This window comes from Amycolatopsis sp. NPDC034160 (genome assembly GCF_055575355.1).
On sequence record NZ_JBVISU010000003.1, the window covers coordinates 507,532 to 531,842 of the forward strand.

23 protein-coding genes are annotated in these 24,311 nt (G+C 67.8%); 9 read left to right on the plus strand and 14 right to left on the minus strand.

All coding sequences use genetic code 11. The features are described from left to right. Positions 1 to 7 precede the first annotated feature (7 nt). Complete coding sequence (locus tag ACZ54P_RS10915) at positions 8 to 1,348, plus strand: cellulose binding domain-containing protein (RefSeq protein WP_465461457.1); 1,341 nt, start codon at positions 8 to 10, stop codon at positions 1,346 to 1,348. Positions 1,349 to 1,509: 161 nt separating this feature from the next. On the opposite strand, the gene ACZ54P_RS10920 is transcribed toward ACZ54P_RS10915, so the two are convergent. After that, positions 1,510 to 3,279 carry a chitinase gene (locus ACZ54P_RS10920; protein WP_465461312.1) on the minus strand — a complete coding sequence of 590 codons (1,770 nt, stop codon included), beginning with the start codon at positions 3,277 to 3,279 and terminating at the stop codon, positions 1,510 to 1,512. Positions 3,280 to 3,523: 244 nt separating this feature from the next. On the opposite strand from ACZ54P_RS10920, the gene ACZ54P_RS10925 reads away from it, so the two are divergent. Then, on the plus strand, positions 3,524 to 4,156 hold the full coding sequence (locus tag ACZ54P_RS10925; protein WP_465461313.1) for a sigma-70 family RNA polymerase sigma factor: 633 nt from the start codon (positions 3,524 to 3,526) through the stop codon (positions 4,154 to 4,156). Between the two features lie 175 nt (positions 4,157 to 4,331). On the opposite strand, the gene ACZ54P_RS10930 is transcribed toward ACZ54P_RS10925, so the two are convergent. From ACZ54P_RS10930 to ACZ54P_RS10950, 5 genes are all read right to left on the minus strand, one after another. Continuing rightward, positions 4,332 to 4,979 carry a response regulator gene (locus ACZ54P_RS10930; RefSeq protein WP_465461314.1) on the minus strand — a complete coding sequence of 216 codons (648 nt, stop codon included), beginning with the start codon at positions 4,977 to 4,979 and terminating at the stop codon, positions 4,332 to 4,334. Further along, positions 4,976 to 6,523 (minus strand): sensor histidine kinase, encoded by a 1,548-nt coding sequence (locus ACZ54P_RS10935; protein ID WP_465461315.1) that lies wholly within the window; start codon positions 6,521 to 6,523, stop codon positions 4,976 to 4,978. Before ACZ54P_RS10935 ends, ACZ54P_RS10930 begins: the two co-directional genes overlap by 4 nt. Before the next feature lie 30 nt (positions 6,524 to 6,553). Next, the gene (locus tag ACZ54P_RS10940; RefSeq protein WP_465461316.1) at positions 6,554 to 7,027 is read right to left on the minus strand and encodes a pyridoxamine 5'-phosphate oxidase family protein; all 474 of its coding nucleotides are present in this window, start codon (positions 7,025 to 7,027) and stop codon (positions 6,554 to 6,556) included. Positions 7,028 to 7,136: 109 nt separating this feature from the next. Continuing rightward, positions 7,137 to 7,568, minus strand: a complete 432-nt coding sequence (locus ACZ54P_RS10945; protein ID WP_465461317.1) for a nitroreductase/quinone reductase family protein — start codon at positions 7,566 to 7,568, stop codon at positions 7,137 to 7,139. A gap of 10 nt (positions 7,569 to 7,578) precedes the next feature. Continuing rightward, positions 7,579 to 8,361: a TetR/AcrR family transcriptional regulator C-terminal domain-containing protein gene (locus tag ACZ54P_RS10950; protein WP_465461318.1), complete on the minus strand. Its 783-nt coding sequence runs from the start codon at positions 8,359 to 8,361 to the stop codon at positions 7,579 to 7,581. Between the two features lie 78 nt (positions 8,362 to 8,439). Between ACZ54P_RS10950 and ACZ54P_RS10955 the strand changes: the two genes are divergently transcribed. The 4 genes from ACZ54P_RS10955 (at position 8,440) to ACZ54P_RS10970 (ending at position 13,617) form a co-directional block, all read left to right on the plus strand. Next, positions 8,440 to 10,701, plus strand: coding sequence for an ATP-binding cassette domain-containing protein (locus tag ACZ54P_RS10955; RefSeq protein ID WP_465461319.1), 2,262 nt, complete (start codon positions 8,440 to 8,442; stop codon positions 10,699 to 10,701). A gap of 196 nt (positions 10,702 to 10,897) precedes the next feature. Continuing rightward, on the plus strand, positions 10,898 to 12,031 hold the full coding sequence (locus ACZ54P_RS10960; RefSeq protein WP_465461320.1) for a metallophosphoesterase: 1,134 nt from the start codon (positions 10,898 to 10,900) through the stop codon (positions 12,029 to 12,031). Between the two features lie 123 nt (positions 12,032 to 12,154). Next, entirely contained in the window at positions 12,155 to 12,796 is a 642-nt protein-coding gene (locus tag ACZ54P_RS10965; RefSeq protein WP_465461321.1) for a DUF998 domain-containing protein, read from the plus strand. Between the two features lie 23 nt (positions 12,797 to 12,819). Further along, positions 12,820 to 13,617, plus strand: coding sequence for an alpha/beta fold hydrolase (locus tag ACZ54P_RS10970; protein ID WP_465461322.1), 798 nt, complete (start codon positions 12,820 to 12,822; stop codon positions 13,615 to 13,617). Between the two features lie 52 nt (positions 13,618 to 13,669). Here ACZ54P_RS10970 and ACZ54P_RS10975 read toward each other — a convergent pair whose 3' ends face one another. The 3 genes from ACZ54P_RS10975 to ACZ54P_RS10985 all read right to left on the minus strand — a co-directional run bounded on the left by ACZ54P_RS10975 (position 13,670) and on the right by ACZ54P_RS10985 (position 17,557). Then, positions 13,670 to 14,653: a hypothetical protein gene (locus ACZ54P_RS10975; RefSeq protein WP_465461323.1), complete on the minus strand. Its 984-nt coding sequence runs from the start codon at positions 14,651 to 14,653 to the stop codon at positions 13,670 to 13,672. Further along, positions 14,650 to 15,894 (minus strand): MFS transporter, encoded by a 1,245-nt coding sequence (locus ACZ54P_RS10980; RefSeq protein WP_465461324.1) that lies wholly within the window; start codon positions 15,892 to 15,894, stop codon positions 14,650 to 14,652. The genes ACZ54P_RS10975 and ACZ54P_RS10980 overlap by 4 nt, the downstream gene beginning before the upstream one ends. Positions 15,895 to 15,970: 76 nt before the next feature. Then, positions 15,971 to 17,557, minus strand: coding sequence for a discoidin domain-containing protein (locus ACZ54P_RS10985; RefSeq protein ID WP_465461325.1), 1,587 nt, complete (start codon positions 17,555 to 17,557; stop codon positions 15,971 to 15,973). Positions 17,558 to 17,704: 147 nt separating this feature from the next. On the opposite strand from ACZ54P_RS10985, the gene ACZ54P_RS10990 reads away from it, so the two are divergent. After that, positions 17,705 to 18,349, plus strand: a complete 645-nt coding sequence (locus tag ACZ54P_RS10990) for an HAD-IA family hydrolase (protein ID WP_465461326.1) — start codon at positions 17,705 to 17,707, stop codon at positions 18,347 to 18,349. On the opposite strand, the gene ACZ54P_RS10995 is transcribed toward ACZ54P_RS10990, so the two are convergent. Then, on the minus strand, positions 18,339 to 18,806 hold the full coding sequence (locus tag ACZ54P_RS10995) for an NUDIX hydrolase (RefSeq protein WP_465461327.1): 468 nt from the start codon (positions 18,804 to 18,806) through the stop codon (positions 18,339 to 18,341). The genes ACZ54P_RS10990 and ACZ54P_RS10995 overlap by 11 nt on opposite strands. A gap of 145 nt (positions 18,807 to 18,951) precedes the next feature. Between ACZ54P_RS10995 and ACZ54P_RS11000 the strand changes: the two genes are divergently transcribed. Both ACZ54P_RS11000 and ACZ54P_RS11005 read left to right on the plus strand, forming a co-directional pair. Beyond that, positions 18,952 to 19,398, plus strand: a complete 447-nt coding sequence (locus ACZ54P_RS11000; protein WP_465461328.1) for a DoxX family protein — start codon at positions 18,952 to 18,954, stop codon at positions 19,396 to 19,398. A 195-nt stretch (positions 19,399 to 19,593) separates the two neighbouring features. Beyond that, positions 19,594 to 20,019: a DoxX family protein gene (locus ACZ54P_RS11005; protein WP_465461329.1), complete on the plus strand. Its 426-nt coding sequence runs from the start codon at positions 19,594 to 19,596 to the stop codon at positions 20,017 to 20,019. A gap of 200 nt (positions 20,020 to 20,219) precedes the next feature. On the opposite strand, the gene ACZ54P_RS11010 is transcribed toward ACZ54P_RS11005, so the two are convergent. Genes ACZ54P_RS11010 through ACZ54P_RS11025 form a run of 4 tightly spaced genes read right to left on the minus strand, consistent with a single transcriptional unit; the run spans position 20,220 to position 24,110 of the window. Then, on the minus strand, positions 20,220 to 20,825 hold the full coding sequence (locus ACZ54P_RS11010; protein ID WP_026466899.1) for a GTP-binding protein: 606 nt from the start codon (positions 20,823 to 20,825) through the stop codon (positions 20,220 to 20,222). Beyond that, on the minus strand, positions 20,806 to 21,177 hold the full coding sequence (locus ACZ54P_RS11015) for a DUF742 domain-containing protein (RefSeq protein ID WP_061982202.1): 372 nt from the start codon (positions 21,175 to 21,177) through the stop codon (positions 20,806 to 20,808). Before ACZ54P_RS11015 ends, ACZ54P_RS11010 begins: the two co-directional genes overlap by 20 nt. After that, a complete protein-coding gene (locus tag ACZ54P_RS11020; protein ID WP_061982203.1) occupies positions 21,174 to 21,584 on the minus strand; it encodes a roadblock/LC7 domain-containing protein in 411 nt (136 codons plus the stop codon). Before ACZ54P_RS11020 ends, ACZ54P_RS11015 begins: the two co-directional genes overlap by 4 nt. Next, a complete protein-coding gene (locus tag ACZ54P_RS11025) occupies positions 21,585 to 24,110 on the minus strand; it encodes a sensor histidine kinase (RefSeq protein WP_465461330.1) in 2,526 nt (841 codons plus the stop codon). Positions 24,111 to 24,311: the final 201 nt, after the last annotated feature.

Below are 24,311 nucleotides of genomic sequence, written 5' to 3' on the forward strand. Positions count from 1 at the left end.
CCAGGCCGTGGGCCTGGCCGCCGCTGCCGCAACGGCCGGCGCGGTCCTCGTGATCGCGCCGGCCTCCGCGGCCGGCGGCATCGGCGCCGCCTTCAGCAAGGGCTCCGATTGGGGCTCCGGCTGGGAAGGCAAGTACACGATCAGCAACAACTCGGGCTCGAGCCTTCCCACGTGGACGGTCGAATTCGATCTCCCCTCCGGACATTCGATCGCTTCGCTGTGGGACGGCAGCTATTCCGTCTCCGGCCAGCACGTGACGGTGAAGAACGCCTGGAACGGCAACCTTTCCCACGGCGGCAGCACCAGTTTCGGCTTCAACGTCAAGTATTCCGGGGGCTACGTCGCCCCGGCGAACTGCAAGATCAACGGTGGGTCCTGCGATCCGGGCGGCGGCGGTCCGACCACGACGCCGACCACACCCACGAGCACGACCACGACCTCTCCGACGACGACCACGAGCACCCCGCCACCGCCCGGCGGCCGTGGCGCGCCGTATCTGTACCTGGGCTGGGGCAGCCCGCCGAACCCGCAGACGGTGATGAACGCGACCGGGATCAAATGGTTCACGATGGCGTTCATCCTCTCGTCCGGTGGATGCAATCCCGCTTGGGACGGCAGCAGGCCGCTGCAGGGCGGCGTCGACGCGAACGCGATCGCACAGATCAAGGCCGCGGGCGGGCAGATCGTGCCGTCCTTCGGCGGGTGGAGCGGCAACAAGCTCGGCCCGAACTGCTCGACGCCGGAAGCGCTCGCCGGGGCCTATCAGAAGGTGATCGACGCCTACGGTCTCAAGGCGATCGACATCGACATCGAGAACACCGACGAGTTCGAGAACGCGGTCGTGCAGGACCGGGTCCTGAACGCGTTGAAGATCGTGAAGGCGAACAACCCCGGTATCCAGACCATTCTCACCTTCGGCACGACGACCAGCGGCCCGAACTCGTGGGGCCAGCGGCTGATCGACCAGTCGAAGGCACTGAACGCCGGGATCGACGTCTACACGATCATGCCGTTCGACTTCGGTGGTGGCGCGGACATGTACGGCAACACCATCAAGGCGGCGAACGGCCTGCGGGACAAGCTGAAGTCGACCTTCGGGTGGAACGACGCCACGGCGTACAGCCACCTGGGCATCAGCGGCATGAATGGTCTTTCGGACCAGCGGGAACTGACGAGTCTCGACACCTGGACCCGCATCACCGACTGGGCCAAGACCAACAAGATCGCCAGGCTCGCGTTCTGGTCGACCAACCGTGACCGGGGCTGCGCAGGTGGTGGCGTCGCGGAGAACTGCAGTGGCATCGCGCAGAACGACTGGGACTTCACGCGGATCACCGCGGGCTTCTGACGTCCCTCTCCCCGAAGTATCCCCGAACTGCGGGCCCGCACCGAAGCTGCACGGTGCGGGCCCGCTCCATGTCTCTCCTCCCCTTCCCCCACCCCCGCATTTCGTCCTCTAAACGCGGTAGATGCACACGCAAGTACCGCATTCAGAGGACGAAACGCAGGTCAGGGCAGGGCGTTCAGGAAGGGTTCGTGGGCGTTCTGGAATTCCCAGCCGTAGTACCGGTCCCAGTTGATCGACCACGTCATCAGCCCGCGCAGCGCGGGCGACGCGCCGCCGCGCAACGTGTACGACCCACATCCGGAGTTCTTGACCAGGCAGTTCAGCGCCGAGTGCACCGCCGCCGGCGCGGTATGCCCATTGCCGGCGCTCACCGCCGCGGGCAGGCCGAACGCGATCTGGTCCTCCCGCAGCCCCGGGAACCTGAACCCGGTCGAGGCCACGGTGAACCCGGCCTTGACCATGTCCGTCATCGCGATGTGGAAATCGGCGCCGCCCATGAAGTGGTACTGGTTGTCCAGGCCCATCACCGGTCCGGAGTTGTAGTCCTGGACGTGCAGCACGGTCAGCGCGTCGCGCATCGCGTGGATGACCGGCAGGTACGAACCGGTGCGGTTGTCGGCACCGCCCAGACCCCCGTAGTACTGGTAGCCGGTCTGCACGAAGAACGTCTCCGGTGCCATCGTGAGCACGAATCCCGCGCCGTATTTGGCTTTCAGCGTCTTCAGCGCCGAAATGAGATTGACGATCACCGGCGTGGTCGGATTGCGGAAGTCGTTGTCACCGGAATTGAGGTACAGCGAGTGGCCCTCGAAGTCGATGTCGAGCCCGTTCAGCCCGTACCGGTCGATGATCGCGGACACCGAGCTGACGAAGGCGTCCCGCGCCGCGGTCGTGGTCAGCTGGACCTGGCCGTTCTGGCCGCCGATGGAGATCAGGACCTTCTTTCCCTGCGCCTGTTTCGCGCGGATCGCCGCGATGAAGTCCGCGTCGCTTTCCACCGTCGGGCATTCCGCCACCGGGCACCTCGTGAACCGGATGTCGCCGGAGGTCACCGAAGTCGGCTCACCGAAGGCGAGATTCACGATGTCCCACGCCGGCGGAACGTCGGCCATCCGCGTGTAGCCGGAGCCGTTGGCGAAACTCGCGTGCAGGTAACCGATCAGCGCGTGCTTCGGCAGGCCGGTGTCGACGCAGCCGCCGGTCGTGGCGCCGACCTCCGTGGTCTTCGGCGATTCACCCGCGCTGTTGTACGCCGCGACCGAGTAACTGTGCGACGAACAGGCCGTCAGCCCCGAAAGGGTGGCCGAAGTCCCGGTCACCGTCGCGCGCACCGTGCCGCCTTCGTACACGCGATATCCGGTCACCGTGCCCGCCGACGCTCCCCACGAGAGCGCGATCGACGAATTCGTCACGGTGCCCACCACCGGATTTCCCGGGGCGGGTGGCGCACCCGGGGTGCCGCCACCCGGGCCGTCGAGGCTGAGGTCGTCGGCGTAGAAGGTGCCCGACCCGTACCAGCCGTGGACGTACACCTCGGCCGTCGTCTGCGTCGACGACGTCGTGAACGACAGCGAAAGCCGCGTGTAGGCGGTCGCGGCGGTCCAGGTCGACGGTCCGCCGGTGACCCCGAGGTACACCGGGTTCCCGTTCACCCAGGCGGACACCGCGTAGGTGGTGTTCGGCTGGACGGACACCGTCTGTGCGCACTTCCCGGTCGTCGAGCCGGGTGTCACCGAGACGGCGTAACCGCCCGAACGGACCGGTGTGGTGACGGCCGTGCCCGCCGCACAGGACCAGCCGGACGTCGAACCGGCCTCGAAGCCGGGGTTGAGGAGCAGGTTGGCCGCGCTCGCGGTGCCGCCTCCCGCTATCAGCCCGGCGAAGGTGAATACCAAAACAGCCAGAAAGGCCAAGGATCTGGAACGCCTCATCGCGATTCCTCCGGATCAGGGGCGGCCGACGGCCGCGTCCGGTTAATTGTCTAGACCAATATGGCGAAAGTCCAGAGCCGGGGCGCACCAGGGCCGAAAGACCCGACTACTCCGGGCTGCTTTACCGGTGTGACGCGCGTACGTCCCTCCGTAACGTCTGAAGGATCAAGCAGGACTGGGGTTTCAGGGAGGCGGGGACGATGGGAACGCACAGGTACACACCGAGAACGACCCATCCGGCGCGATGACCGTGTCCGAAGCCGTGCGGCCGACCTGTTCGCCTCGTCCGGGAGAACCGGACGGCGAACTGATCCGCGCGGCCATCAGCGGTGACCGGCTGGCCATCGGGAGTCTGCTGAGTCTTCTCCGGCCGATCGTGTTCCGCTACTGCGCGGGCAAACTGGGGGTGATGACGCGGGGGATCTCCAGCGCCGACGACTGCGCGCAAGAAGTCCTCATGGCCGTCCTCGTCGCCTTGCCGCGCTACAACTATCAGAACGAGAGCTTCCTGCCGTACGTGTTCGGGATCGCCGCGCACAAGGTCGCCGACGTCCGGCGGAACCTCGCCCGCGACCCGTCCGCACCGGTGCCCGATCCGGAACCGGAACAGCACGGGCCATGGAACCCGACCTTCGACGAGGTCGAGAAGGCGGACCGGAGCCATCGGCTCGCGCGGCTGTTCAAGGTGCTCACCCCGAAGCAGCGGGACGTGCTGGTGTTCCGCGTGATCCTCGGGTTCAGCGCCGAGGAGACCGCCGTCGCACTCGGCATGGCGAGCGCGGGCGCGGTGCGCGTCACCCAGCACCGGGCGCTCAACGAACTGCGCCGAGTGCTTCGCCAGGACCCGGGTTTCGCCGACGGGCTCGCGCTCTTCTAGGTAGTGAGTGGCGATTCGGGTTCTATTGCAGGGCGAAGGCGTAACGCGCGTGCTCAGAGACGGAACTCGCGTGCCTGGACCCCGCACTCGGGTGTTACGCCTCCAAGCACGCGAGATCCGGCTCCAAGCACGCGAGTACGGCCGATATCCAGAATCAGGCCTGCCCTACCGCTCACTAAGCGGTGGGCTTGCGGCGCTGGGAAGCGTAGACGGCGGCGGCGGTTCGGCGTTCGAAGCCGAGCTTGTGCAGCAGGGACGACACGTAGTTCTTGACCGTCTTCTCCGCCAGGTACAGCTTTTCCGCGATCTGCCGGTTGGTCAGCCCGTCGGCGATGTGGTCGAGCACCCGCCGCTCCTGCGGGCTCAACTGTTCGTAGCGCGGATCCGGCAGCGCGCTGTCGCCGCGCAGGCGGTTCATCACCGACGCCGTCAGTGTGCTGTCCAGGAGCGATCCGCCCGTCGCGACCGTGCGGACGGCTTTGACCAGCGCGCCACCCGAGACCTGCTTGAGCATGTACCCGGCGGCGCCCGCCATGATCGCGCCGAACAACGCGTCGTCGTCCGAATAGGACGTCAGCATCAGGCAGGCGGGCGGCGGGTCGATGGACGAGCGGATCTCGCGGCAGACGGTGACCCCGTCCCCGTCCGGCAGCCGGACGTCGAGCACCGCGACCTGCGGTTTGACCACGGGGATCCGGACGAACGCCTCGGCGGCCGTGGACGCCTCACCGACCACCGTGAGATCGTCTTCGGCCTCGAAGACGGTCTTCAACCCGGTGCGGACGAGCTCATGATCGTCCAGCAGGAACACCGAAATGGTCATCCCACACTCCCCTCTCGGGCCGGCAGTGCCACCGACCAGTCGAGCCTCGTTCCGCCTTCCGGCCTGGCCTCGACGAGGAAAGACCCATTCCAGCGGGCCGCGCGTTCGGCGAGATTCGCGACCCCGCTGCGATGGCCGGGTTCGGCGGGCATGCCGACGCCGTCATCCGCCACCGAAAGCTTCAGCCACCGTCCGTCGCGGTCGACCGAGACGTCGACCGACACCGCCGTCGCCGCGGCATGTCTGACCACATTGGACAGTGCTTCGCGCAGCGTCGCGAGCAGATCGGAACGAACCGTGTCCGGCACGGTCGAATCCAGCGGCCCCTCGAACCCTACTCTCGGTTCGGACGCGCAGCCCGCGTCGAGCGCGACGCGCAGCAACTCCGACCGGAGGCTGCCCTGCGCCTCGGCGGGTTCCTGCAACGAGAAGATGCTGTTGCGGATCTCGCGGATCGTGCGGTCGATCTCGTGCGCGAACCCGGTCACGCGGTCGGCGACGGTGGGTTCGCCCGCGAGCCTGCCGAGTCCCTCCAGGCCGAGCCCGATCGCGAACAGCCGCTGGATCACCAGGTCGTGCAGGTCACGGGCGATCCGGTCGCGGTCCTCGAAGACGGCGAGCCGCTGACGGTCCTGTTGCGCGCGGGCGAATTCGACCGCGAGCGCGGCGTGCGCGGCGAAGGTCTCGGCGAGCTGGACGTCGTAGGCGGAGAACGGGGTCTTGTCGCGGAATTTCGCCACCACGAGGACGCCGAGTTTCTCGTCGCCGACGATCAGCGGGACGGCGACCGTGGAGTCCAGGTCCTTGACGACCGCGGGCAGCACGGCACCGCGTTCGCCCTGGTATTCGACCACTTTTTCGCCGTAGTCCCGGATCACGACGGGTTTGCCGGTGGTGAACGCCATCCCGGTCGCGGTGCCCTCGGCCGGGACCGCGATCCCGGCCAGCCGGTCGGCGTCCGGGCCCGGCGGCTCGACGATCTCGAAGACCAGCATCCCGTCACCGCGCGGCCGGGCCACCGCGCCCGCGGTGCCGCCCGCGACGACGCGTGCCCGTTCGGCGATCAGCCGCAGGGTCGCGGTCAGATCCTGGTCGGTCAGCAGCGCACCGGTGACGTGATAAGAGGCTTCGAGCCAGCGTTCGCGCCGTTGCACCTGGTCGAACAGCGCGGCGTTCTCGATCACCACACCGGCCGCCGCGGTGAGCGCGACGAGCAGATCCCCCTCGGATTCGGTGAATTCCGCCCCCTCCGGCTTGGGGGCCAGGTACAGCATCCCGAAGATGCGGCCGCGCACCCGGATGGGCATCACGCGGGACTCGTCCTCCGGCGGCGGGGACGCCCACGCGTCACCGAACCGGATGAACTCGTCCGAATCGAGCACGCTCAGCGCGCCGAACGGCGCACCGGTCAGCTCGCAGGCCGATTCGACCATGCGCCGGAGGATGTCGGAGAGGCTGAGATCGTGGGCGATCCCGGCCACCGCGTCCAGGATCCTGGGCGCCTTGGCGTCACTCGCCGCACTCACCCGCCGCACTGGCGTCACCGTCCCGAAGTAACTCCCCGGGTAGTGGGGTCAGGAATGACAAACGCGCCCGGAAAGCTCACTTGGTGCGTCGATCACGGACCGCGCTTCGTTACCGCGAGCGCCGAGGATCCTCCGTCCGGTGACCGACTCGGTCGGAATCCGGAGATACCGGGCGTCCGCCTGACCAGTCCAGCAGTCCAGCGGCAGGGCCGCGAGCTCGTCGATCACGATCGGGTCACGCACCTCGGAGGCACGGCCGAGCACGGTGACGAACCAGCCGGATCTCAGGTCGGTGGCGAACTCGTCGGCGGCGAACGCGACCACACTGTCGAGCACTCCGGCGAACAGCGCGCTCTGTGACGGCGTCCGCAGCACGATCGCACCGTGGTGGAGGACGAACCGCGCCGGCTGGATCACCGGCAGGGCCCGGGAGGTGAACACCACCCGGCCCAGCCCGGTACCCGCGAGCAGCGCGACGCACTGGTCGCGATCGAGCGTCTCGAGACCCAAGGAGTCTGACATCGGCATCCCCGCGTTCTCGTGAGCAATTCGGCTTCGAGGTCCACGGTCCCCGGCTTACCGACTCGCCGGTAGGGCCGTTGGACCCGGCCCACGCGGGGGATGCCGCGCGTTACGCCTTCGGCTTCAGCAGTACGACGGGGATCTCCCGCTCGGTCTTGGACTGGTACTGCGCGTAGTTCTTGAAGTCGGCGGTGATCTTGGGCCACAGGCGGGCGCGCTGCTCGCTGTCGGCGATGCTCGCGACCATCGGCCGCGCGGTCTCACCCTTCAGCGTGACCTGGACCTCCGGGTTGTCGCGGAGGTTGAGGAACCACGCGGGGTGCTGGTCGTCGCCGCCACGGGAGGCCACGACGACGTACGCGTCGCCCTCGCGCAGCGGCGAAGTCAGCAGCACCGTGCGCGGCTGACCGGATTTGCGGCCGAGGGTGGTCAGTTCCAGGACGGTCATCCCGGCGACCTCCCAGCCGGCGCGGCCGCCACTGACCTTCTGGATGACGCGGTGGACGGCGTTCATGGTCTTCAAGGCGAAATCACTGGGCATGCGGAGAAGGCTACTCCGCTTTCATCGCGACTTCGATCCCGTCCAGGAGAACGGCCAACGAGAGTTCGAAGGCCTCCCTCGCCTCCTGCTCCAGATACGAAGCCGTCTCGTCCTCCATCCGGAACGCCTGCTCGCTCTCCATCCAGGTCAGCGTCGGGAACCGCTCGGCGAAGTCCGGCGACACCTCTTGCAGGAGTGCCGAGCGGGCGTACCACCATTCGTCGTCGGTCTGCCCGGTCACCTTCTCCGCGGACCGGGACTCGGCGGCCGTCCTGGCGGGCTCGCGGACACACGAGTACAGCGCGCTGACCAGCCGCCGCAGCACCACCGGCGGCAATCCGGTGCGGCGCAGGATTCTCACCAGCGACTCAAGCACGACGTACTCGTGCGGCCCCAGCACCGGCCGCGCCTGTGAGACCTGGAGGACCCAGGGGTGCCGGAGGTAGAAGTCCCACAGGTCGTACGCCCACTGAGCGGCGTCGGATCGCCAATCGGCTCCGTCATGAGAGGCGGGTAGTTCGGCGAGCGCCTTGTCGTACATGAGGTCGAGCAGTTCGCTCTTGCTCGGGACGTAGGTGTAGAGCGCCATGGCCGTCCGGCCGAGCCTGTCGCCGACCGCGCGCATCGAAAGGCCCGTCATGCCTTCGGCGTCGGCGATCGCGATGGCGGCGTCGACGATCAGGTCCACCGAGAGCGCCGGTTTCGGCCCCGGTCGCTCGACGTCCGCCTGCTCCGTCCGCCACAGCAGGGCCATCGACTTCCGGGGATCTCCCTGCGCCGCGTAGACGACCACTGGCAAACTCCTTACAGCATAAACTAACCTCTGCTACCCTCACTTTACAGGCTAAAGAGTTCCAAACAGGGGAGAGCCATGCCTTCGGCCGCCGACAGCCACGACATGATCCAGGTGCGCGGAGCCAGAGAGAACAACCTCGCCGACGTCTCGGTCGACATCCCCAAACGCCGTCTCACCGTCTTCACCGGTGTTTCCGGCTCCGGCAAGTCGTCCTTGGTGTTCGGCACCATCGCCGCGGAATCGCAGCGGCTGATCAACGAGACCTACACCGCCTTCATCCAGTCCTTCATGGCCCCCGTCGGACGGCCCGACGTGGACGCGCTGCGGAACCTGAGCGCCGCGATCGTCGTCGACCAGGAGCGGATGGGGGCCAATTCCCGGTCCACGGTCGGCACCGCGACCGACGCGCACACGATGCTGCGGATCGTCTTCAGCAGGCTGGGGCAGCCGCATATCGGGACCTCCGGGGCGTTCAGCTTCAACCTGCCCGAGGGGATGTGCCCGGAATGCGAGGGCCTCGGGAAGGTTTCCAGCATCGACGTCGACCAGCTGGTCGACAAAGAGCTTTCGCTCGACGAAGGGGCGATCACCGTCCCGAACTTCGCACCGGGCAGCTGGTACTGGAAGGGACTCGCGGAGTCCGGCTTCGTCGACCCCTCGGTCAAGCTGAAGGACTACACGCCTCAGCAGTGGGAAGACTTCATGTACAAACCCGCCACCAAGATGAAGCTCGGCGGGATGAACACCACCTACGAAGGCCTGCTGGTGAAGGTCCAGCGGCTGTTCCTGGCCAAGGACAAGGAGGCGACGCAGGCGCACATCCGGACGTTCGTCGACCGGGCGGTCACCTTCAAGCGATGTCCGCTCTGTGACGGCGCCCGGCTCAACCAGGCGGCGCTGTTGTCGAAGATCGACGGACTGAACATCGCGGAGTGTTCGGCGATGCAGATCAGCGATCTGGCCGATTTCGTCCGCAAACTCGACGATCCGTCGGTCGGCCCGCTGATGCAGAACCTGCGCGGCACCCTCGACTCGCTCGTGGAGATCGGCCTCGGCTACCTGAGCCTCGACCGGGAATCCGGGACCCTGTCGGGTGGCGAGGCGCAACGCGTGAAAATGGTGCGGCACCTGGGTTCCAGCCTCACCGACGTCACCTACGTCTTCGACGAGCCGACCGTCGGCCTGCACCCGCACGACATCCAGCGGATGAACGGGCTGCTGCTGCTCTTGAAGGACAAGGGGAACACGGTCCTCGTCGTCGAGCACAAACCGGAGACGATCGAAATCGCCGACCACGTCGTCGATCTCGGCCCGGGCGCCGGGCCGAACGGCGGGCAGATCTGCTTCACCGGCGACGTCGCCGGACTCCGGGCGTCGGACACGCTGACCGGACGGCACCTGGACCACCGCGCGCGCCTGCGCACCGACGTCCGGACGCCGACCGGGCAGCTCCCGATCCGGAACGCGACCCGGCACAACCTCAAGGACGTCAGCGTCGACATCCCGCTCGAAGTGCTGACCGTGGTCACCGGGGTCGCCGGTTCGGGCAAGAGTTCGCTCATCCACGGCTCACTGTCCACAAGGGACGACGTGGTGGTGCTCGACCAGTCGGCCATCCGCGGTTCGCGGCGGAGCAACCCGGCGACCTACACCGGCCTGCTCGACCCGATCCGCGCCGCTTTCGCCAAGGCCAACGGCGTCAAGGCGGCGCTGTTCAGCGCGAACTCCGAAGGCGCGTGCCCGAAGTGCAAGGGCATCGGGCTGATCTACACCGATCTGGCGATGATGGCCGGAGTGGCGACGGTCTGCGAAGAATGCCAGGGCAAGCGTTTCACCGCGGAGGTGCTGACGTACAAGCTGCGGGGCAAGAACATCAGCGAGGTCCTCGCGATGCCGGTGGCGCAGGCACGCGAATTCTTCACCTCAGGACAGGCACGGACGATCCTGGACCGGCTTTCCGACGTCGGACTGGGCTACCTCGGGCTCGGGCAACCGCTCACGACACTGTCCGGCGGGGAGCGGCAGCGGATCAAACTCGCCATCCGGATGGCGGAGAAGTCGGCGACCTACGTCCTCGACGAGCCGACCACCGGACTGCACCTCGCCGACGTCGACCAGCTGCTGGCGCTGCTGGACCGGCTGGTGGACGACGGGAACACGGTGGTGGTCATCGAGCATCACCAGGCCGTGATGGCGCACGCCGACTGGATCATCGACCTCGGCCCTGGGGCCGGCGTGGACGGCGGGGAGGTCGTGTTCACCGGCACTCCGGCCGCTCTGGTCGCTTCCGGTGACACCCTCACGGCGCAGCACCTGCGCGCTTACGTGGGGAAGTAGGGCTTGTCCCTCACTCGCGCGTGTCATGAGGGGTCCCCATAGGACGAATTTCGTCCTATGGGGACCCCTCATGACCTCCCGGACCGAGCACGAACCGCTTCACGAATGAAGCGGCGTACGCCCCTTCTACGTACCTGAGACACCCCTCAGCGAGCGCGGCGGTAGAGACCAATGGTCTGTTAGTCTGGCCGACATCATGCCCCGCATTCTTGTCCGCGTTCTCACGCTGGTCGCCGCTCTCGCCCTCCTGTTCGGGGTGCCGTGGTGGACGGTCGTCGGCTCCCCCGAACTTCCGGCCGCGCTCGAGTACCTCGGCACGGTCGTCTTCGCCGTCGCGGCGCTCGCCATGCCCGCGTGCATGGTCCTCGGCCACGGTCCGTGGCAACGCGACCTCGCGGCGAAGATCGGCGACCTCTCCCTCGGCCTGATCTGGCTCCTGTTCTCCTTGTCCGTACTCGGAAACGTGCTGCGGCTCGTGCTCGCCGTGTCCGGAGTGGACAGTGCGGCGGAGATCGTGTCCGGCGTCGTCGTGGCGGCCTTCGTGACTCTGGCGGCGTACGGGATGATCGAGGCCAGGCGCGTACCGCGGCTCAAGGAGCTCGACGTCGTCCTTCCCCGGCTCGGCGCCGGGCTCGACGGCCTTCGATTCGCGATCATCACCGACACGCATTTCGGCCCGCTGAACCGGACGAGGTGGTCGGAGAAGGTCGTCGAGGTGGTGAACGAACTCGACGCCGACGTCGTGGCCCACGCGGGCGACCTCGCGGACGGTTCGGTCGCCAAACGCGCGGGACAGGTCGCACCGCTGGGGAAGGTGCGCGCCAAACTCGGCAAGTTCTACATCACCGGCAACCACGAGTACTTCGGTGAAGCGCAGGCGTGGCTCGACCACATGCACGACCTCGGCTGGGAACCGCTGCACAACCGGCACGTGCCGGTACGCCAGGGTGGGGACACGCTCGTCTTCGCCGGGATCGACGACCCGACGGGCGCAGCTTCCGGCCTCCCTGGCCATGGCCCGGACCTGCCTGCCGCGCTCGACGGCGTCACCGCGAGCACCCCGGTCGTCCTGCTCGCCCACCAGCCGAAGCAGGTCAAGCAGGCCGCCGAGGTGGGCATCGACCTCCAGATCTCCGGGCACACCCACGGCGGCCAGATCTGGCCGTTCCATTTCCTGGTCCGGTTCGACCAGCCGGTTTTGGCCGGCTTGTCGCGCCACGGCGAGCGCACCCAGCTCTACACGAGCCGCGGCACCGGCTTCTGGGGACCGCCGCTGCGCGTCTTCGCCCCCAGCGAGATCACCCTCCTGACCTTGCGAAGGCGCGTTTAGTCCTCTCAATGCGACACCTCCAGTCCTGAGACAGGCATCACCGACAATATTTTTTGTCTTGACAACTTGAAACTTCGGAGCGAGAGTGGTGTCCCACGACCCCCGCCCCGAAAGGCCGAGACGATGACCATCGCCGCCACCCGAACCGCCGTCGCGATCCCGACCCGCGCCCTGCTCGCCTGCGGCGCCATCTCGGGCCCGCTGTATTTCGCCACAACGCTCATCCAGGCCGCCGTCCGCGACGGCTTCGACCTGACCAAGCACCCGGCGAGCATGCTGAGCAACGGCGACACCGGGTGGATCCAGGTGACGAACTTCCTGACCACCGGGATCTTGATGCTCGCGGGAGCGGTCGGGCTGCGCCGGACACTGGAGGGCAAAGGCAGCGTCTGGGGACCACGCCTGCTAGGCGTCTTCGGCGCCAGCCTGCTCTTCGCGGCGGTCTTCAAGGCCGACCCCGGCAACGGCTTTCCCGTCGGCACCGGCCCGGCGACGATCAGCACCGCGGGGATCCTGCACATGGCCGCCGGCTCGGTCGGCTTCCTGGCGCTGATCGTGGCGACCTTCGTGTTCGCGAGCCGCTTCTCCCGCGCGGGACACCGCGGCTGGGCCGTCTACTCCCGTGCCACCGGCATCGCGTTCTTCGCCACCTTCGCCGGGATCAGTTCCGGCAACGCGAACGCCGTCGTGATGCTCGCCTTCTGGGCCGCCGTGCTGCTGGCCTGGGGCTGGGTCACCGCCGTCATCCTCCGTACCACCCGCTGACCCGAACCAGGAGAATCCTCGCCATGAGCACCGTGACCTCGCCGGACGGCACCACCATCGCCTACACGCGCACCGGCTCCGGCCCCGCCGTCATCCTCGTCGACGGCGCCATGTGCCACCGCGAGTTCGGCCCGGCCACCCCGCTGGCCGCCGAACTGGCCGGCCACTTCACCGTCTACACCTACGACCGCCGCGGCCGGGGCGAAAGCGGCGACACCGAGCCGTTCTCCGTCGCCCGCGAGGTCGAGGACATCGCGGCACTGATCGAGGAAGCGGGCGGTACCGCCTACGTCTACGGGATCTCCTCCGGTGCCGCGCTCGCCCTCGAAGCCGCGAACGCCGGGCTCCCGATCACGAAACTGGCGGTGTACGAATTCCCGCTGGTCGTCGACGACACCCGGCCGCCGGTCCCGGCCGACTACGCGGAGCGGCTGGAGAAGGCCATCGCCACCGGGCGGCCCGGCACCGCGATCAAGACCTTCATGCGCGAAGGCGTCCGCGTCCCGGCGCCGGTCGTGTTCATGATGCGGTTCATGCCCGCCTGGCCGAAGTTGAAGAAGGTCGCGGCGACCTTGCGCTACGACGCCGCGCTCTTCGACGGCCTGCACGACGGAACCCCGCTGCCCGAGGGACGCTGGGCGGACGTCTCCATGCCGACGCTGGTCATGGACGGCGGCAAGAGCCCGGCGTGGATCCGCAACGGCGTCGCCGCGCTCGCCAAGGCCGTCCCCGGCGCCGAACACCGGACGATCGAAGGCCAGACGCACATGCTCAAGCCGAAAGCGGTGGCCCCGGTCCTGATCGAGTACTTCCCCAGCTGAGACTCGTGAGTGGTAATGACGGTTCTAACCCTCATTACCACTCACGAGCCCACTACACGCCCGCCGGGGAACTACCCCGCTCGACCAACAGCTTCGCCGCCCCGCTCCCGTCGGCGGGAACCGCCCAGATGCCCGAATCCACCCCATACGCGACAGTCCGGTCGTCGAGCCAGGCCGCCTGGTCGTCGATGCTGCGCGTCTCGGCCGGCAAGGTCTCCTGACCGGAAGCCAGGTCGAGGACGGCCAGCCGCCAAGGCGCCGCGGGATCAGCGGAAACCCGTTTCTTGAAAGCGATCCGCTTGCCGTCCGGCGAAAGGGACGGGCATTCGACGTTCTCCCGGATCATCCTCGCGACGAGCTTCTCGTAATCCGCCTCGACGAGGTAGGTCTTTCCCTTCGTCCCCACGGTCGCGTAGAACCGCTTGCCGTCGGGAGCGAAGGTGATCCCCCAGTAGTTCACGTCGGACGAGTAGTACGGCTTGCCGTCGAGCAGGAGCCCCATCTCCTCGATGCTCTTCATCAGGTTCCCGGTCCTCAGGTCGAGTATCCCGGCCCTGGTGGAAAACCCGTTCTCCGCATAGGAATCCCCGTTGACGAACAGCGTCCAGTAGACGAGTTTCCCATCCGGCGAGACCCGGCCGCGGCTGGGGGTGCCGGGCAGTTCGACCCGGCGGATCTCGGTGAGGTCCTTGTCCAGCACGATGACGTCGGTCATCGGCGGCAGCACCCCCGGCTGCGCGGCCAGGCACAGCGCGGTTCCCGCCGAAGCGGCGAACCGGTCGCAGCTGAGCCCGGCCACCTTCCGGGGTTCGCCCGGCTGGTCGGCCGGGACCGTGGCGAGATGGCCGAAGTCGGGGCCTTCGGCGGTGTTGCGGAACAGCAACTGTCCCTTCGCCTGCACCGAAACCGGCTGCCCGGTGACGACGGCGACGGAGTTGACAGCCGGGCCGCGATCCCGCGAGTAGAGGCCGTAGCCGACGGCGGCCGTGATCAGGAGGACGACCGCCCCGACGACTCCTACGATCCGCGCCCTCATGCGTAGGTCCGCAAAGGACGGATGACGGCGGCCGCGACGATCACGACGGCCAGCGCTCCGACGGCGACCAAGACCGCCGCGTGCAGGTCCCACGCGGTCCAAGCGAGTCCGAACAGGACGGACGCGAGCATCCGCGTCGTCGCCTGCCCGGTCTGCACGAGCGCCAGCCCGCTCGCCCGCTGATGCTCGGGCAGCAGCGGTCCGGCGGCGGCCATCAGCACCCCGTCGGTGGCGGCGTAGAAGACACCGTGCAGTACCAGCGCCAGCACCGCGAGGACGCCGCCGTCCACCGGTCCCAGCAGTGCCAGCAGCGCGACGACCAGCGCGACATGCCCGCCGAGGAACACCTTCCAGCGGCCGATCCGGTCCGAAAGCCTGCCCAGCGGTACCGCGAGCAGCAGGTATACACCCGCGGTTCCCAGCGGCAGCAAGGGAAAGAACACCGCGCCGAGATCCCAACGGCGCTGCAGGACGAGATAGAGGAACGAGTCGCTGAGGGTGACCAGTCCCAGCAACGCCGCCCAGACGCAGATCCGGCGGAACGACGCCTGCCGGATCAATCCCACGGTCTCGCGCAAAGAGACCTTGGGCCGTTCGGTTCCCGGCTTCGGCTGGTGGTCCTTGACCAGCACCAGCAGGATGATCACGCCGATCGCCGCGATACAGAAGCTCGTGAAGAACACCGAGTCGTAGCTGCCGAGACTGAGCCACAGCACGACCATCGCGACCAGCGGGCCGAGGAACGCGCCGAAGGTGTCCATCGCTCGGTGCACACCGAACGCGCGGCCGAGATGTTCGGGGTTACTGCTCAACGTGATCAGCGCGTCCCGCGGCGCGGTCCGGACGCCTTTGCCGGTACGGTCGGCCGCCAGGACGGCGCCGATCGCGACGGTGGACGAGCCCGCCAGCATCAGGCCGATCTTGCCCAGCGCCGAAAGCCCGTAACCGAAGCAGGCGACGGCCTTGAGCCGCTGCCACCGGTCCGCGAGATGTCCGCCGACGAGCCGGACGACGGCGGTGACACCGGAGTAGAGGCCGTCGAGCACGCCGAACTGCAGCGGGCTGAGGCCGAGACCGAGAACGAGGTAGAGCGGGAGTACCGCGGTCACCATCTCCGACGAGATGTCGGTGACGAGGCTGACCAGGCCGAGCGCGACGACGTTCCCGGTGACAGCCCGCTTCACGCCGCTCTTCGGGACTTCCGCCGCGGCGTCCGCGCCACGACTGGTGGCTATGTACATGCGAGACCTCCAACGCCGCGAGGAGGTGCCGGGCCGCGCCGCACACGAGCCGCGACCCGGCACCCGATCACGGGGATCAGTGGCAGGTGTAGGTGGGAGACGAGTCGATGGTCTTGCCGTCGAGCCCGACGAACTGGGTCGAGAAGGCGTTGTCCGACATGTTGAGCTTGAGCACGCCGTAGGTCGAGATCGCCTTCGCCGTGGCCGCGTGTTCCGTCTTCACCGGGTACAGGGTCGCCCCGCCACCGCCGCCGATGATCTGCACCGGACCGTTCGGATCCTTGGCCCCGCTGGCGTTCTGCGGATAGAACCGTTCGTAGTGGTGGTCGTGCCCGTTGAGCACCAGATCGACCTTGTTTCCGACCATGGTCTCCCAGAGGGTGGCCATCTTGCCGTTGTCGCCGTGGTCACCCGAGGTGTAGCGCGGGTGGTGGTAGTACGCGGCGACGCAGGGCTTGGTGTTGCTCTTCAGGTCCTGCTTGATCCAGTTCAGCTGCTCGTCGCTGATCGCGTTCGCGGCGAGGCCGGGTGAGAACTCCGTGCTGTCGATGGCGACGAAGTGCCAGTTGCCCATTTCCCAGCTGTAGTAGGTCTTCCCGTTCGGCGTCGCGATCTTGCCGAAGTACTGCTTGTAGGCGCCCAGCGGGGTGTGGTCGTAGGTCTCGTGGTTGCCGGGGACCGGATGCATGATGTTCTTGTACTTGCCCCAGGTCTTGTCGAAGTACTTCGTGAAGTCCTCGATGTGGGCGTCGTCGTACTGGTTGTCGCCCATGGTGATCACCGCGGCCGGGTTCATCTGGCCGACCAGTGCCGCCGTCTTCGGGTGGACGCACGAAGACGACGAAGCGGTGCACTGTTCGGCGATGTCACCGGAGGCGGCGAGGACGAACGACGAACCGCCGGCCTGCGTGGTCGCCTGGATCTGGTTGCTGGCCGCCGAGGTGTTGCCCGCGGCGTCCTTCGCGCGGACGGTGTAGGTGTACGCGGTCGACGCGCTCAGCCCGCTGTCGGTGTAGGACGCGGTTTCGGTCGTGCCGACGACCTGGCCGTTGCGCAGCACCTCGTAGCCGGAGACGCCGACGTTGTCGGTCGAACCGGTCCAAGTCAGGTCCACAGTGGACGCCGTGATCGAACCCGCCTTGAGGTTCGTCGGCGCGGTGGGCGCCTGCGTGTCGCCGGAGGAGTCCGACGTACCGTAGACCTGCATCTCCCAAAGGGAGTAGCCGTAACTCGTGGCCCGTTTGGTTCCGACGAGGCGCAGATACCGGCCGCGGCCGGACAGCCCGGTGAGATCGTCGGTTCCGCCGTTGCCGTTGGTGACGGATTTGATCGAGGTCCACGCCGAGCCGTCGTTGGAGACTTCCAGCCGGTACGCGGTGGCGTACGCCGCCTCCCAGTTCAGCTTGACCCGGTTGATGGCGGAAGGGCCACCGAGGTCGATGCGGATGAACTGCGGGTCCACGCCTTCAGCACTCGCCCAGCGGGTGGTGGTCTTCCCGTCGACGGCGAGCGGTCCGCCGTAGCTGGAGGACTCCACCGAGGAGACGAGGACGGGTTTTCCTTGGGACAAAAGGACGTCAGCGGCTTGAGCGTTCCCGCTGAGCAGGGTGGGCAGCAGGATGAGTGCCGCGCCTAAGGGCAGTAGTCGGGTTCGGGCCTTCACATCGATCTCCCCGGGAATCCGTGGCGGCGGGTTGAGAGGGACGGGTGCGCGGCGTTGTTCGGTGCCTACCTGTTCGTTTGGTAAGTTTCCTAACGAATGCGTACGGTAATCCGTGCCACTCAGTGAGTCAAGACATAGACTCGTCCCATGACCGGTGCCTTGATCTTCGACTTCGACGGAACGCTGGTCGACACCGAGGCAGCTGTCCTCACCGCTTGGCAGGAGACCTTCCGCGAACGCGGCGGCGAGCTCCCCCTCGACGTCTGGCACACCGTGATCGGCACGCAGAACACCGCGGTCGCGATGTTCGAACTGCTGGAGAAGAACGACGAGAACCTCGACCGGATCGCGGTCCGCACCGGCGTCCGCGCCCGGGTCACCGCGCTGCTGGAATCCGAGGGGCCGCGCCCCGGCGTCCAGGAGTATCTCGACGAGGCGAAGGAGCTGGGCCTGCGACTGGCCATCGCGTCCAGTTCGACCGGCGACTGGGTCACCACGCATCTGAACCGGCTGGGGCTCGAGGACGCGTTCGAAGCCGTCCTCACCGGCGACCTTCACGAGGCGAAGCCGAGTCCGGACCTCTACCTGGCCGCGCTCGCGGCCTTGGACCTGCCGCCGTCCGAAGCGATCGCGTTCGAGGACTCGCCCCACGGCGTCACCGCGGCGAAGGCCGCCGGACTGCGGTGCGTCGCGGTACCGAATCCGATCACCGCGGTACTGAACTTCGACCACGCGGATCTCGTGCTGGGCTCACTGGCCGACAAGCCACTGAGCGAGCTACTCAGTCGTTGAGCAGTTCGCCCAGGCGGGCCAGGAACGGACGCTGCCCCTTGAGCAGCTTCTCCTCGGCTTCGGCGAGCCCGAACCAGGCGACCCTGTCGACCTCGGGGAACTCCTGCGTCCGGCCGGACCGCGGCGGCCACTCCATCTCGAAGGTGCCCGGGACCACCTGAGCGGGATCGAGGTCCCCCTCCACCGCCCAGACCGTGACGACCTTGCCGCCGGACTGCTTCACCTCGCCGAGCGGGAGGTACTCCCCCTCCGGCGCCGGCAGCCCCAGTTCCTCCTGGAACTCGCGCCGCGCCGCGGCCTCCGGCGTCTCGTCCGGCTCGTACTCGCCCTTGGGCACCGACCAGCCGGCCGCGTCCTTCTTCGCCCAGAACGGCCCGCCCATATGCCCGAGCAGTACTTCGGTCACCTCGCCCGACCTGCGGAAAAGCAGGATCCCGGCACTCGTCTTACCCGCCACGGCGTCCAGTGTGCCCTTGCGCCGATCGGGTGATGTGACCGCCTCTCGAAAAAACTTTCCGGAGGAATGTCGAATCGCGTCGTGCTCGTCCGACGCGTTGTCAGAAGCAGCCGCCACACAGCCTCTCCTGGAAGGGACCAGAACGATGACGCAGACCACCACCCCCGCCGAGTCCGCCACCACGAACGCCGCCACCGGCAGGTCCGTCAAGGCGCAGGGCGCGATCCAGTCGGCCGTCCGGATCGTCGTCTCCTTCCTCTTCCTCTGCCACGGCTTGCAGGGATTCGGCTTCTTCGGTGGCGTCGACGGCGCGGGCGGCTCCGTCGAACTCGGCTCCTGGCCCGGCTGGTACGGCAGCGTGATCGAGGTCGTCGGCGCCGCGCTCGTGCTCGTCGGCCTGTTCACCCGGCCGGTCGCCGTGCTTCTCTCCGGCGTCATGGCCTATGCCTACTTCACCGTCCACGCGCCGGAAGGCCTGCTGCCGCTGCAGAACATGGGCGAGCTTTCGACCCTCTACTGCTGGATCTTCCTGCTGATCGCCGCGATCGGCCCCGGCACCTTCGCGCTCGACACGCTGCGCCGCCGTCGCTGATCAAGAATCGAAGAGGCCTCTTTCCTGGAATGATTCCAGGAAAGAGGCCTTTATCGCGTCTCCATTCATTGCGGCCTTGTTAAATCAGGCCATAACGGGAAATTACCCCCCGAAAGCAAGTACCGTGCGGATCGGGCATCCGGCATCCTCAAGGTTATCAATGGTTTAGACCACCTTGAGCCGGAAGGATGTGTCATGACCCAGACCGCCGCCGCCACGACCACCGAGGCCGGGCCGACCACCGCCAAATGGCAAGGCCTGACCCTCTCCGTCGTCCGCGTCGTCGTCTCGTTCCTGTTCCTCTGCCACGGTTTGCAGAAGATGGGCTTCTTCGACAAGCCGGCCGTCCCCTTCGGCACCTGGCCGGGCTGGTACGCCGGGGTGATCGAACTCGTCGGCTCGCTGCTGCTCCTGGTGGGCCTGTTCACCCGCCCGGTCGCGGTGCTTCTCTCGGGCACCATGGCCTACGCGTACTTCGTCGTCCACCAGCCGGACGCGCTGCTTCCCTTGCAGAACAAGGGCGAGATGGCCGCCCTGTACTCGTGGATCTTCCTGCTGTTCGCGGTGGTGGGCCCGGGCACCTACGCGCTCGACACCTTGCTTCGGCGCCGCAAGTCCTGAAGCGCTGTTGTGACCGAGGGTGGTGGTTCCGCGGGCATCGTCGCCCGGGCTCACACCTTGATCAACCCGCACACGCTCTTGGCCCTGACCGTCCCTACCAGTTACGAGAGACCCGGGGCCCTCCCGATGCCATGAAGGACGCTTTCCTTGCAAAATTTGCAAGGAAAGCGTCCTTCATAGCGCGCGCGGGACGCGAGAGATCAGCGGCCCTGTGGCAGCCCAGCCGCCAAGTCGGAAAGCGCCAGCACGTGCTCCATCAGCACGGTCAGCACCTGCTTCGTCGACTCGCGTTCCCGCGCGTCGCACAGCAGCAGCGGGACGTCCATGCCGACGTCGAGCGCCTGCCGGACCTCTTCGGTGCCGTAGCGGTACGCGTTGTCGAAACAGTTGACGGCCACGACGAACGGCAGGCCACGACGCTCGAAGAAGTCGACAGCCGCGAAGCAACTGTCGAGTCGCCGCGTGTCGGCCAGCACGACGGCGCCGAGCGCGCCTTCGGCCAGCTCGTCCCACATGAACCAGAACCGGTCCTGCCCCGGCGTGCCGAACAGGTACAGGATCAGCTCGGGGTTGATGGTGATCCGGCCGAAGTCGAGGGCGACCGTGGTGGTCGTCTTCTTCTCGACACCGGTGAGGTCGTCGACGCCCTCGGACGCCGCGGTGATGACCTCCTCGGTGCGCAGCGGGGGAACCTCGCTGACCGAACCGACCATCGTGGTCTTACCGACCCCGAACCCGCCGGCGATGAGGACCTTGACCGCGTTCGCGGTCAAGGATCGCCGGGGCTCAGAGTTTCCGGATGCCATCAAGAACCGCCTGGAGTACGTGTTTGTTGGGGGTGTCGGTGACCGGTGTCGCGGTGCGGAACAGCACGAGGTTCTGTTCGATGAGGTCGCTCAGCAGCACCTTCACCACCGGCAGCGGCAGATCTATGCGCGCGGCGACCTCCGCGACCGAGGTCGGTCTCTGGCAGAGGGTGAGGATCCGCCCGTACTCCGGCTCGAAGCCGGCGACCTCGTGCGCGCTGCGCATGGCGACCACCAGGGTGATCAGGTCGAGGCCGATCGTGTCCGAACGGGTGCGCCCGCCCGTGACGGCGTAGGACCGGACCAGCGGCCCGGCCTCGTCCTCGAACCACGACTCGTGCCGCCCGCTCATGGCGACGTGGGTGTCGCGGCGCGGGGCGCCGAGGTGAGCACCGCGCCGACCCGTTTGACCATCAGGTTCATCTCATAGGCCACCAGGCCCATGTCCGCGTCCTCCGTGGCCAGCAGCGCGAGGCACGCGCCGCGACCGGCCGCGGTGACGAAGAGGAACGCGTGGTCCATCTCCACCATGGTCTGGCGGACGTTGCCGCCGCCGAAGTGCCGTCCCGTGCCCCGCGCGAGGCTCTGGAACGCCGACGCGACCGCGGACAGGTGTTCGCCGTCCTGCTCCGACAGGTTTCCGGACCGTCCGATGAGCAGGCCGTCCGAGGAGAGGACTACCGCCCTGTCGGCACCGCTGACCCGCTTGACCAGGTCATCCAGCAACCAGTCGAGTTCACTGACTCCCGCGTTGGCCATCTAGTCACGATCTCCGTACATGTCGAGGTCGGTGTAGTCGTCGGTGGGTTCGGTGTCCCTGGCACGCCGGGTTCCCTGCTGGAACGCGGCGAGACGGTTCCTGGCCAGCTCGGGGGTGTCCTCGCGGACCTCCTCCTGCTGTGCGGCAGGCCGGTCCTCCATCAGCTGGGGGACCAGGTTCGCCTGACGTCGGCGCTGCGGCAGCGGTGGCCTGCCGGGCGCCTCGGGGCCGGGTCGCCGGGTCTGCGGCGGACGGCCGTCCTGCGGTCGGGAATCGGCGGGCGGCCAGGCAGGCGGCTGCACCGGCTGCGGCCGTGCTTCGGCACGCGCGGGCTCGGGCCGGATCGGCTCGGGGCGCGACGTCTCGGGCCGGGGGATGCCGGGCCGGAGCCGCGGGGGAAGCGGCGGCAGCGCGGCACCCGGCGAATCGGGTCCCGGCGGCTGATGCGCGGGTGACTGCGAGACCGGAGCCGACGGCGCGACCGGCATCGGCACCGGGAGCTCCGGCCGTTCCGCGGGGAGCTCGGTGCGGTGCCGGGCACGACGGCCCGGGCGCAGCGGAGCGGCGTCCGGCACCTCGGTGCTCTCGGGGTCCACCTCGTCCTCCGGCTGATCAGACGGGACCGGCGCGAGCAGGTCGGTGCGGACGAGCACGATGGCCCTGGTGCCGCCGTACGCGGATTCGCGCAGGTGCACGGAGATCCCGTGGCGGGCGGCGAGCCGCGCGACCACGAACAGGCCCAGCCGTGGCTCGGCTGACAGGGCCATGATGCCGAAGTCCGGCGGATCGGCCAACATCGCGTTCAGTTCGGCGGCCTGTTCGGGCTCGATGCCGAGGCCCTGGTCCTCGACCTCGATCACGACACCCTTGCCGACGACGTTGCCGCGCAGCTCGACCCGCGACTGCGGCGGCGAGAACGAGGTCGCGTTGTCGATCAGCTCGGCGAGCAGGTGCACGAGGTCGCCGACGACCGGTCCTTGCACCGCGATCGCGGGCATCTTCGCCGTCTTGACCCTGGCGAAGTCCTCGGTCTCGGCCGAGGCTCCACGGGTCAGCTCGGCGAGGGTGACCGGCTTGCGCCACTGACGGCCGGGCTGGCCGCCACCGAGAATGATCAGGTTCTCCGCGTTGCGGCGGGCGCGGGTGGAGAGGTGGTCCAGCTGGAAGAGCGTTTCCAGCTGCTCCGGGTCCTCCTGCTTGCGCTCGGCCTGGTCGAGCACCTTGAGCTGACGGTGCACGATGACCTGGCTGCGGTGCGCGATGTTGAGGAACACCGCCTTGGTGCCCTCACGGGTCCTCGCCTCTTCGACGGCGGCCGCGATGGCGGTTTGCTGCGCCTTGTTGAAGGCCTCGGCGACCTGGCCGATCTCGTCGTCGCCGTGGTCGAGGAAGTGCCCCTTGTCGTCGAGGTCGACGGGTTCGCCCGCCCGCACCCGGTCCACCAGTTCCGGCAGCCGGATCTCGGCGACGTCGAGGGTGTCCTCGCGCAGGCGGGCCAGCCTGCCGATGAGCCGGTTGGACAGCCGCAGGGCGATGACGAACACGCCGATGGCCACCAGCAGCGCGATGGCCGCGGCGATGGCCGAGGTGATCAGCGTCCGGTCGGCCTCGTCGATGGCTTCCGTCGTGGCCGCGCCACTCTGCTCGACGAAGCCGCGCATCATCGCGTCACCGACGCCGCGGGCCGACTGCAGCCAGAGCTGCTCGGGCACCGGGAGCGTGGCCTTGCTGTTCTGCAGGAACGTGTTCTCGACCGTGCTGACGGCCTTCCACGGGTCGCTCGCGACGAGCTGGTCGAACTTCGCCTTGACGCTCGGTGACATCCGCGTCACGGACGACTCCAGCAGTGACCGGTACGAACCGACCTGGGTGACGTACGCGCGGTAGGTCTCGTCGGTGAAGCCGCCACCCGCCACCGCCGCGGCGGCGAGGGAGTTCGACCGCTGCAACTGGTCGATCGCGGTGAACAGCGGCACCGCGGTGATCCGCTGGTAGGCGTTCTCCGCGTTCGGCGCGTCCTGGGCGAAACCGGTGAGACCTTCGACGAACTGGTCGATGATCTGGTTGTAGTAGGTGAAGGCGTCGAGCAGCGGCAACTGGCCGGAGTCGGCCGACTGCCGGATCTGCGGCATCTTCTGGAAGAGCCCGTTCACCGTGGCGACGTTGCGCTGCACGCTGTCGGGCGAGTTGCCGACCAAGGTTTGGAGATAGCTGACGACGCCCTGGGTGGCGGCGTCGGTCTTGGCGCGCTGCTCCACGAGCGCGGCGTGCTGCGAACGGTCGCCCGCGAGCTCGCGCAGCGTCAGCCGGCGCTCCTCCTGGATCTGACCGAAGAACGGGACCGTCGGCGCTTCCGAGCCCCGGATCCGCTGCGCGTAGTCACGGCCGTTGACCGCGTCGAAAATGAGGTACCCGCCGATCGCCAGACCGACGAGCATCAACGCGACGCTCGGAATGAGCGCGATCGTCAGAACGCGCGAACGAATCGATGAGCCGCGGCCTCGTCGAAGGGGAATTTGCTTCACCGTGGTCCGTTTTCCTTCCGGCAGTTTGGTGTCGGGTCGCCGGGGATCTCTTCACCCGCGGGATCCGATAGCCGGATCAACACAGCGTGGTCCGCTCCGCCCGCGAAGACGCTAGGAGACCCAAACGGGTGAGTCAAGTCCAGACGCGAAGAGTAGTCACGTAGTGCGGTGACTCCCTGACCAGAGGGTTGCGGACCTGGT